The organism is Ramlibacter sp. AN1015 (assembly GCF_037726105.1).
GTDB lineage: Bacteria > Pseudomonadota > Gammaproteobacteria > Burkholderiales > Burkholderiaceae_C > Ramlibacter.
Window position 1 is genome coordinate 351723 of the sequence record NZ_JBBJUM010000005.1, and the last position, 9893, is coordinate 361615.

Sequence of the window (9893 nt, forward strand, 5' to 3'; positions counted from 1 at the left end):
AGCGCCTTATTCAGCCTTGATGCCGTACTTATTGATGACTTCGCGCAGTTGCGCCGACTCCTCCTGCATCAGCTTGCCGAACTCGGCCGGCGTGGAGGTCTGCGGCAGCGCGCCCGTGGGCTGGAGCTTGTCGCGAATGGAGGTATCGGCCATCACGGTCTTTACCGCGGCGTTGATCTTGTTGACCACCGCGTCCGGCGTCCCTGCGGGTGCAAGCAGGCCGAACCAGATCTCCGAGGTGAAGCCGGGCACCGTGCTGTTGATGGTCGGAGTGCCGGGGAGCAGCGGGGATGGCTTGGCGGTGCCGACGCCCAGCAGCTTAATGTTGCCCTGCTGCACCTGACCGAGCATGGCGGAGGAAGGCGTGGTCAGCAGCATCTGCACCTCACCCGAGCGCACGGCCAGTGTGGTGTTGGCCTCCCCCTTGTAGGGCACGTGCTCCACCTTGAACCCCGCCACCTGCGCAAAGCGGGCCGAGGCGATGTGGCCAAACGAGGCGGTGCCGGCCGACGCGTACAGGATGCCCTTGGGCTCCTTGCGCGCGTACTGCAGGAAGTCCGCGAGGCTGTTGCCCGGGACGGACTTGCTCGCCACGAGCACCATAGGGACCGACGTCACCAGCGTGACCGGCTTGAAGTCCTTCAGTGCGTCATAGCCGGCCTTCTCGTTGATCAGCGGCGGGATCAACACGCCGCCGTTGGGATACAGAAGCGTGTAGCCGTCCGGCTTTGAGCGGGCAACGTGCTGCGCCGCGATCGCACCCGACGCGCCGGGCTTGTTCTCAACCACGACCGGCTGGTCCAGCAGCTTGCTCAGGCTCTCCTGGATCATGCGCACTTGCCCGTCGCTGGTGCCGCCAGCGGGATAGGGGACGACAATGGTGACGGGGCGCGATGGGAAATTGTCAGCCTGGGCCCAGGAGGCGCCCGCGCCGAGTGTCAGCGCCAGGATCAGCGCTCTCTTGCTCGGATTCATGTTGTCTCTCCTATTGCTGGTGGTTGGCCGCAACTCCGGCGGCATGGTGCTAATGGTTGGTCCAATCATTGTATAGTCCGGAGATGCTGAATTCAAGGCGAATCAAAGAGCCCAGTACCGTGGGTCGCATTAAACGCTCGCCATGGCTGAGGCGGCGCCGCTGAGGCCCGACGCGGCCGCGCCTGCGGTGCTGCGCTCCGATCTGACGGTGGTGGGCGAACAATGAACAGGTGAACCGGAGAATCGAAGTGGAATGCAGTTCCCCCTCGCCACGTCGCGGGCCGCTCGAAGGCACTCGCATCGTTGAGTTCGCCGGGCTCGGACCCGGACCGTTCGCCTGCATGCTGCTGTCGGACCTGGGCGCGGACGTGGTTCGGATCGACCGTCCCGACGCACCGCCGGTCGATCCGCTGGACATCGTCGGACGGGGACGACGCACGGTGCTGCTGGATCTCAAGCAGCCCGAGGCGCTCGAACAGGTGCTGCAGCTGCTTGAAATCGCCGACGCGCTGGTGGAGGGCTCCGCCCCCGCGTGATGGCGCGCCTGGGGCTGGGGCCCGAGGCCGTGGCGCAGCGCAATCCTCGCCTGGTCTACGGACGCATGACCGGCTGGGTCCAGCACGGCCCCCTGGCGCAGGCCGCCGGCCACGACATCAATTACATCGCGCTCGCCGGCGCCTTGGCCACGGTGGGCGAACCGGACCGTGGACCGGTACCACCCCTCAACCTGGTTGGCGATTACGGCGGCGGCAGCCTCTACCTCGTCACCGGCATGCTCGCCGCGCTGATGCATGCGCGGGACACCGGCGAAGGACAGATGGTTGACGCGGCGATCTGCGACGGCGTGCTCTCGCTCCTGACCAACAACCAGTCGCACCGCCTGCGCGGCCTCTACCGTGATGACCGCGGGACCAACATGCTCGACGGCGGGGCCCCGTACTACGCCACGTACGAGACCGCGGACGGACGGCATGTCTCGGTCGGACCGATTGAGCCCAGGTTCTTCGCCCTGCTATGCCGCGAGCTCGAGCTGCCGCAGCCGCTGTGGGATGCGCAGAACGACCGCGCGCGCTGGCCCGCGTTGCGCACGGCAATCGCGGCCACCTTCCGCCGGCACACGCTGGCCGAGTGGTGCGCGCGCATGGAAGGCAGTGACAGCTGCTTCGCGCCGGTGCTGACGCTCGAGGAGGCTCGGCGCCATCCGCACATCGAAGCGCGCACCGGGTTCGTGGAGATGGATGGTGTCGTGCACACGGCGCCCGCGCCCCGCTTCTCGCGCACGCCGGCGGCGATCCAGTCACCGTCCGGGACGCCGCCGGTCGATGCGTCGTCCGTGCTGGCTGGCTGGCAGGCAAGTTCCCGTTCCTGAAAACCGAAAGAGAGTTGAGAGAACCATAAAGATCCTTGTATCCGTGAAGCGGGTGGTGGACTACAACGTGAAGGTCCGCGTCAAGCCGGACAACACGGACGTGGACATCGCCAACGTGAAAATGAGCATGAACCCGTTCGACGAGATCGCGGTCGAGGAGGCGGTGCGGCTGAAAGAAAAGGGCGTCGCCAACGAGGTCATCGTCGTCTCCTGCGGGTCCAGCCGTGCCAGGAGACGCTGCGCACCGCGATGGCAATCGGTGCCGACCGCGCCATCCTAGTGCAGACCGACGAGGAACTGCAGCCGCTGGCGGTGGCGAAGATCCTGAAGGCGCTGGTGGACAAGGAGAGCCCGGGTCTGGTGATCCTGGGCAAGCAGGCGATCGACGACGACTGCAACCAGACGGGCCAAATGCTGGCCGCGCTGGCCGACCTGCCGCAGGCCACCTTCGCCTCGAAGGTCGAAGTGGCCGACGGCAAGGCCAAGGTCACGCGTGCGGTCGATGGCGGCCTGGAGACGGTCTCCATCACGCTGCCCGCGGTGGTCACCACCGACCTGCGCCTGAACGAGCCGCGCTACGTGACGCTGCCCAACATCATGAAGGCCAAGAAGAAGCAGCTCGACACCGCCAAGCCCGAGGACCTGGGCGTGGACGTCAGGCCGCGCTTGAAGACGCTCGAGGTCACCGAGCCGCCGAAGCGCAGTGGCGGCGTGAAGGTGCCGAACGTCGCGACGCTGGTGCAGAAGCTTAAGACCGAAGCGAAAGTGATCTGAAGAAAACCTCGTCATGGCGGGCTTGACCCGCCATCCATCACCGGCTTCGAAGCGCGGGAGGTGGATGGCTGATCGAGTCCGGCGTGGCGACCATCGGGGACATTCCATGACTGCCCTCGTCATCGCCGAACACGACAACGCGTCTATCAAAGGCGCCACCTTCAACACCGTCACCGCCGCGGCTGGCTGCGGCGGTGACGTGCACGTGCTAGTCGCCGGCTACAACGCAGGCGAAGCCGCCAAGGCCGCCGCGCAGATCGCTGGCGTGGTGAAGGTGATCCACGCCGACGGCGAGCAGCTGGCCCATGGCCTGGCCGAGGACCTGGCCGCGCAGGTGCTGGCCATCGCGTCCAATTACAGCCACATCCTGTTCCCGGCGACCGCCAGCGGCAAGAACACCGCGCCGCGCGCGGCCGCTAAGCTGGACGTGGCACAGGTCAGCGACATCACCAAGGTGGTCGGCGCCGACACGTTTGAGCGCCCGATCTACGCCGGCAACGCCATCGCCACGGTGCAGAGCTCCGATGCAGTTAAGGTGATCACGGTGCGCACCACCGGCTTTGATGCGACGGCCGCTAGTGGCGGCAGCGCCGCAGTGGAGAGGGCGCCGGCGGCAGCCGACAGCGGCAAGAGCAAGTTCGTCGGCCAGGAGATCGCAAAGAGCGACCGCCCCGAGCTCACGGCCGCCAAGATCATCGTCTCCGGCGGCCGCGCGCTGGGCTCCAGCGAGAAGTTCAACGAGGTGCTCACGCCGCTGGCCGACAAGCTGGGCGCTGCGCTGGGCGCCAGCCGCGCCGCGGTGGACGCGGGCTACGCGCCCAACGACTGGCAGGTCGGCCAGACCGGCAAGATCGTCGCGCCGCAGCTGTACGTGGCCGCCGGCATCTCCGGCGCCATCTAGCACTTGGCCGGCATGAAGGATTCCAAGGTGATCGTTGCGATCAACAAGGACTCCGAGGCGCCTATCTTCAGCGTGGCCGACTACGGCTTGGAGGCCGACCTGTTCCAGGCCGTCCCCGAGCTCGTGTCGGCGATCTAGGGGAGGAACATGGCCTTCCTGCGGCGCTGGCTCGCTGAGCTGCGGGCGAGAGCGATGACGGATGAGCCCGCGGACGGTGACCTTGTTCTGCACGCGCTGGACCCGCCGCCCCTGCCGTGGGTGGAGACTGCGTCGGGCCAGGGCGCGAACACGGGCAGAGGATGCGAGCGGCCCGGACACTCATCCCGGGGAAGCGGCGCTGATCCAGGTTCGTGATGACGTAATCTCCTCGCATGTACAACGCAATTTCGAACCCGATCCAGGCGCCTGAGCGCGGCCGATTCACACTCGTCGCCCAGGGCGTCTGGTGGATCAGGTTGGCGCTTCCATTCCGGCTCGATCACATCAATGTCTGGGCCATTGAGGATGAAGAAGGATGGACACTTGTCGACACCGGAATCCGTGGCGAGGAAACCGTCAGAGCTTGGGAGAGGCTCCTCGGTAGCCCACCGTTCGACAGGAATTTGTCGCGGGTAATCGTGACACACATGCACCCGGACCACGTCGGCATGGCGGGTTGGCTGTGTCGCCGGTTCGGCGCGGCGCTGTGGATCTCCGCACTCGAGTACCTTTCTTGCCGGGCTCTTGTCAGTGACTCGAGCCGGCAGGCACCCGATGAAGCGATCGCTTTCTACCGCGAGGCAGGATGGGATGCGAACGCCCTGGAGGCGTATCGCGCACGGTTCGGGAGATTCGGCAACCATGTCTATGCTTTGCCGGACAGTTATCGCCGCATGAAGGACGGACAGTCCATCCGAATAGGCCGGCACTCGTGGACCGTCGTGACCGGCTCCGGCCACTCACCAGAGCACTCGTGTCTGTACTGCGAAGAACTCAAGTTGTTCATTTCGGGTGACCAGGTCCTGCCTCGGATCTCATCGAACGTTTCCGTGTATCCGATCGAGCCGAACGCCGACCCGATGGCGGACTGGCTCGCGTCGCTCGAGCGCATCCGGATGCGCGTTCCTGGCGACGTGCTGGTGCTGCCGGCGCACAACGAATGCTTCCATGGGTTGCATGTCCGAGTGCGGAATCTGCTGGAAGGCCAGGAGCAGGTCCTTAATCGATTGCGTGAGGCACTGCAGTCGCCGAAACGGGTCATCGACGTCTTTTCCGCCCTGTTTCGCCACCCAGTCCAGCCGTCCGACAGCCAGATGCTCGGCTTGGCCACAGGAGAGGCGCTCGCGAACCTGAATCTCCTGCTGGGACGCGGCGAGGTCGCCAAGGAACTGGTCGATGGAGTCGCGTGGTACCGAATGAAGTGACATGGTCCGTTGGCTCCGGTCTGGCCGAGTGCCACTGAACGGCCTCCATCAGCTCCTGCTTTCTGGAACGGTTGACGGGTTCCTTGGGGGACATGCTTGGGGACCCCGCCGATCGGGAAGTCCGAAAATCCTTGTCGGCAGGGACTTAGGCGCCCGATACTGCTGCATGCTGCTCCCAGGGGCAGGGGCAGGGGCAGGGGCAGGGGCAGGGGCAGGGGCAGGGGCAGGGGCAGGGGCAGCCAGGTCGGTGTGTCCGGTCGGTGTGTCCGTCGTGGTGCTCGCCGCCGGAGTTGCTGCCGCTTCCTGGCTAATCGGCGACTCCATACGTCGCAGCTCGATGCGCTGCGCGATAGTCTGCCGCAACCCGTCGATGCCCTGAAGCAGTGGCTGCAAGGAGCCCTTCGGCACACGGGTTCTTGAACTCCTAGATGAATAGGTGGCTACCTATAATGGGAAGAAACCTCCCAGGCGATGAATGAAGTCGGATCTCACTATTCAGGAAGAATTTGGCCTTCGCCTCGGCCTTGTAGCCCGGCTGTGGCGCGCAGAGATCGACCGGCGGCTGGCGTCCGTTGGCGTCAGTGAATCCCGCTGGTTGGCCCTCTTACACATATCCCGCCTGCCCCATGGGGTAACGCAGCGCGAATTGGCTGAGGCTCTTGGTGTGCAGGGCCCGACTCTTGTGCGCACACTGGACAGGCTGGAAGCCGAGGGGCTGATCGAGCGCCGGACAGAAGCCGGCGATCGACGCACCAAATCGGTTCACCTCCCTGCTGAGACCGCTCACGTCCTTCAAAGAATCGAAATGACCGCGGCGACAGTGCGCGCGGAAATCCTCTCTGACATCTCCCCTGCGGAGATGACAACCTGTCTGAGGGTTTTCGACAAAATCGCCGGCAAGTTGGGCGGTGCGGAAGCGGCGATGCACCTGCGCAGCGACGCACCGATGGACAGCTGAGCCATGGACCAACGTGTGAGCCGTCCGGAACGCCAGCCTCACGCCCTGGAACTCGATCTGCGCAGCGATCAGGAAACGGAGCCTGGCTCAGAGGCGGTGTCCTTGCCTCCCCGCGCCCGGCAAGGGCGACTGTATGGCGCAATGCTGGCGGCGCTAATCGTCCTGGCCGCTGGTGGCTGGTGGCTGTATCAGCAGTTCACCCACGTCTTTGTAACGGATGCCCGCGTTGCTGCCGACATCGTCACCGTCAGCAGCCGGGTTCCCGGTCGGGTCACGGCGGTCGAGGTCATTCAGGGCGATGTTGCCCTAAAGAACGGCGTGCTGGTCCGGATCGACGACCGGGAAAGCCGTCTACTTGTTCAGGAGCTAAATGCGCAGATCGCCGGGATCGCCCGCCGCCGTGAGCAGATTCAAGCGCGGATCGCACTCACCGGCCAGCAGACGCAAAGTCGCGTTATGGCCAAACGGGCAGCGGTAAGGGCTTCGGAGGCAGCGTTAGCAGCAGCGACGGCCCAACGCAATCTTGCCGCACAGGACAATGCCCGGGCCGAGAAGCTGGCGCCGCTCGGCGCCATTGACCGTGCGCGCCTGGACCAGACGCGCGCGGCCCTGGAGACCGCAAGGCAACAGGCGCTGAGCGCGCAGGCCGACCTGGAGAATGCTCGCGCCGCGCTTGCCGAGGCCGAAGCCGCGGGCGGGGAACTCACGGTGCTGCGAACCCAACTCGCGGAGCTTGGTCCGGAGGAACAACGCCTCGAGGCGCAACGGCAGCGCGCGGGGCTTGATCTGCAAGACCGCACCGTCGTCATGCCATTCGACGGCGTCGTGGACCAGACCTTCGTGCATGCAGGTGAATACGTTGCGCCCGGCCAGCGTCTGATGATGGTGCACGACCCGGAGCACATCCGCATTGAAGCAAACATTAAGGAGACCGACATCCGCTTCTTTCGGCCAGGAAAGATCGTCACGATCACAGTCGATGCTATACCCGGGCGGCGCTTCGAGGGCACGGTCGCACGCGTCGGGCAGGCTGCCACCAGCGAGTTCGCCTTGCTGCCCAACCCCAACCCAAGCGGCAATTTCACCAAAATCACCCAGCGCCTGCCGGTGCGCATCGCCGTCCGGCAGGACAGTGGCGAACTCAAACCCGGCATGATGGTGGAGTTGAAAGCCGATACCGGTGGCTAGCGAATCCTACCCGGACAGCATCGAGGGACTGTTCGCCCGGTTCGGACCTGCCTATCGCTGGCTGGTCACCGCGACGGTCATGATGGGCACAATCGCCACGATCCTGACCTCGACCATCGTCAATGTGGCCCTACCGGACATCATGGGCGCCTTCGGAATGGGTCAGGACAAGGCGCAGCTCCTATCGACAGGCTTCCTTGCCGCGATGACCGGGACCATGCTGCTCAATGCCTGGATGGTTGAGACGATCGGGCAGCGCGCGACCTTCATGCTCGCGGTGACGGTCTTCATCGCCGCTTCACTCATGGGCGGACTGGCCCCTGCTGAAGGCGTGCTGATCCTGGCCCGCGTGCTCCAGGGAGGCGCGGCCGGCATTCTCCAGCCGCTCGCCATGCAGGTGATCTTCCAAGTCTTCCCGCCGGAAAAACGCGGCTCGGCCATGGGCATTTACGGTATCGGCGTGGTGCTGGCCCCCGCGCTCGGCCCCGCGCTGGGAGGAATCCTGGTGGATAGCTTCAGCTGGCGCTACGTCTTTTTCATGGGCGTGCCGTTCTGCCTTTTCGGGCTGTTCCTTTCCACACTCTTCATGCCAGGACGGGCAACTTCGGGGCCGCCGCGCAAGTTCGACTGGATCGGTTTTGGGTTGCTAACCGTGTTCCTGGTGGCATTGCTCAACGGGCTGTCGAATGGACAACGGGACGGATGGTTCTCCGATCCCATACTGCGGGACTTCGCTATCGCCTTTGTCTCGGGCACCGGCTTCATAGCCTGGGAGTTGCACACTCCCGCGCCCATGCTCAACCTCAAGCTCTTCACCAACCGGATTTTTGCGGGCGCATCCATCGTCGCCTTCATCTTCGGAGCGGGAATCTTCGGTTCTACCTTCTTGATTCCGCTGTTCGCGCAGACGATCCAGGGCTACACGGCGACCCGCTCAGGGCTGCTGTTGATGCCGGCGGGACTGATCCTGGCAGTCGTCTTCCCGATAGCCGGTCGTCTCACTGATAAGACGCCGGCCTATGTAACGGTCATGTTCGGCCTGGCCATATTCGCGCTGTCGTCGTTCCTGATGACGGGCCTCGATACCGATACGTCCTTCTGGCTGTTCGCATGGTGGATCATGCTGGGCCGAATCGGGCTTGGCTTCATCATGCCGAGTCTGAACGCCGGCGCCCTCAAAGCGCTTCCGCCAACCCTGCTCGGCCAGGGCTCAGGCGCTATTAACTTCGTGCGCCAACTCGGCGGCGCCTTCGGCGTCAACCTTCTTTCAATCTCGCTCGAGCGCCGCTCGCAGCTTTACGTGGATGGCTTTACGGCTTCGCAGCACGCGGGCAACAGCGCGACGGCCGATATGCTGCGCAATGTGGCCGGCTTGCTCGCGCAGGCTGGCGTGCCGGAAGCGATACGCCAGGCCGGGGCGATGAACTATCTTGGCCGTGTGATTTACAGCCAAGGGAACATGTTGGGTTACCGGGACAGCTTCTTCATCGTTGGCGTGATTTTCCTGGCGGCTCTTGTTCCCGCCTTGATGATGCGCCGGAAGGTCCACGCATCCGCTGCGTGAGGCCATGCGTCCCATCAGCGTGTCTTAGGTGCCGGTTTTCAGGTCGAATTTGAGTAGACCTCGCGCGGATCATTGGCCGAGGCGATCTGATCGACATTTCGGAAATTCACGTTGCCCTTTGTCCGTAAGCGTCCGGCCATCCCATCTTGACCGCGCGTGCGGTCACGGGTGCGAAGTCAAGTGGCCGGAGCGGACCAGCGATGCGGCAGCAGTTCGTCGATGCGACTGGCCGGTTGCGTGGGCAAGCGTTCGAGCACGTCACGCAGGTAAGCGTAGGGGTCATGCCCGTTCAGACGTGCCGAGTGGATCAGGCTCATGACCGCGGCGGCGCGTTGGCCCGCGCGCAGGCTCCCAGCGAACAACCAGTTGTTCCTGCCGATCGCAATGGGGCGGATCAGGTTCTCAACGCGGTTGTTGTCTGCCGCCATGCGGCCATCGTCGAGGTAGCGGGTCAAGGCCGCCCAGCGCCCGAGGCTGTAGTCGATCGCTTTGGCCGTGGCTGATCCCGGCGGCACCTTCTGACGCTGCGCCTGCAGCCACGCATGCAGGGCATCGGCGATGGGCTTGCCCCTGTCCTGTCGGATGCGCCTTCGCTCCAGGTCGTCCAAGTCCGCGACCTCGCGCTCCACTTCGTACAGGCGGGCGAACAGCGCCAGTGCCTGCTCGCCCACAGCGCTTTGGTGGTTGACCCACAGCTCATGGAACTTGCGCCGCGCGTGCGCCAGGCAGCCCGCCTCGGTCACGCCGCTGGCGAACAAGGT

At 64.8% G+C, this 9893-nt stretch carries 6 protein-coding genes and 3 pseudogenes; 7 read left to right on the plus strand and 2 right to left on the minus strand.

Features of this window, described 5'->3' with window-relative positions; translation table 11 throughout:
* Nucleotides 1-6: 6 nt before the first annotated feature.
* The gene (locus WG922_RS10955; protein ID WP_340282621.1) at nucleotides 7-975 is read right to left on the minus strand and encodes a Bug family tripartite tricarboxylate transporter substrate binding protein; all 969 of its coding nucleotides are present in this window, start codon (nucleotides 973-975) and stop codon (nucleotides 7-9) included.
* 248 nt (nucleotides 976-1223) lie between these two features.
* Here WG922_RS10955 and WG922_RS10960 point away from each other — a divergent pair.
* The 7 genes and pseudogenes from WG922_RS10960 to WG922_RS10990 all read left to right on the plus strand — a co-directional run bounded on the left by WG922_RS10960 (nucleotide 1224) and on the right by WG922_RS10990 (nucleotide 9132).
* Nucleotides 1224-2344: pseudogene (locus WG922_RS10960) on the plus strand (CaiB/BaiF CoA transferase family protein).
* 25 nt (nucleotides 2345-2369) lie between these two features.
* Nucleotides 2370-3118 (plus strand): annotated as a pseudogene (locus WG922_RS10965) (electron transfer flavoprotein subunit beta/FixA family protein).
* Between the two features lie 106 nt (nucleotides 3119-3224).
* Nucleotides 3225-4157, plus strand: a pseudogene (locus tag WG922_RS10970) (electron transfer flavoprotein subunit alpha/FixB family protein).
* Between the two features lie 233 nt (nucleotides 4158-4390).
* On the plus strand, nucleotides 4391-5422 hold the full coding sequence (locus tag WG922_RS10975; protein ID WP_340282622.1) for an MBL fold metallo-hydrolase: 1032 nt from the start codon (nucleotides 4391-4393) through the stop codon (nucleotides 5420-5422).
* Nucleotides 5423-5897: 475 nt separating this feature from the next.
* The gene (locus WG922_RS10980; protein WP_340282624.1) at nucleotides 5898-6380 is read left to right on the plus strand and encodes a MarR family transcriptional regulator; all 483 of its coding nucleotides are present in this window, start codon (nucleotides 5898-5900) and stop codon (nucleotides 6378-6380) included.
* Between the two features lie 3 nt (nucleotides 6381-6383).
* Nucleotides 6384-7568, plus strand: a complete 1185-nt coding sequence (locus WG922_RS10985) for an HlyD family secretion protein (RefSeq protein WP_340282625.1) — start codon at nucleotides 6384-6386, stop codon at nucleotides 7566-7568.
* Entirely contained in the window at nucleotides 7561-9132 is a 1572-nt protein-coding gene (locus WG922_RS10990) for a DHA2 family efflux MFS transporter permease subunit (protein ID WP_340282626.1), read from the plus strand. Before WG922_RS10985 ends, WG922_RS10990 begins: the two co-directional genes overlap by 8 nt.
* A 176-nt stretch (nucleotides 9133-9308) precedes the next feature.
* On the opposite strand, the gene tnpC is transcribed toward WG922_RS10990, so the two are convergent.
* Nucleotides 9309-9893, minus strand: a 585-nt coding sequence (gene tnpC, locus WG922_RS10995) for an IS66 family transposase (protein WP_340282627.1), incomplete at its 5' end; no start/stop codon positions are given.

Coding starts and splice junctions, on each gene's coding strand:
- WG922_RS10955 (WP_340282621.1), bottom strand. CDS start 975: ATGAATCCGAGCAAGAGAGCGCTGATCCTGGCGCTGACACTCGGCGCG.
- WG922_RS10975 (WP_340282622.1), top strand. CDS start 4,391: ATGTACAACGCAATTTCGAACCCGATCCAGGCGCCTGAGCGCGGCCGA.
- WG922_RS10980 (WP_340282624.1), top strand. CDS start 5,898: ATGAAGTCGGATCTCACTATTCAGGAAGAATTTGGCCTTCGCCTCGGC.
- WG922_RS10985 (WP_340282625.1), top strand. CDS start 6,384: ATGGACCAACGTGTGAGCCGTCCGGAACGCCAGCCTCACGCCCTGGAA.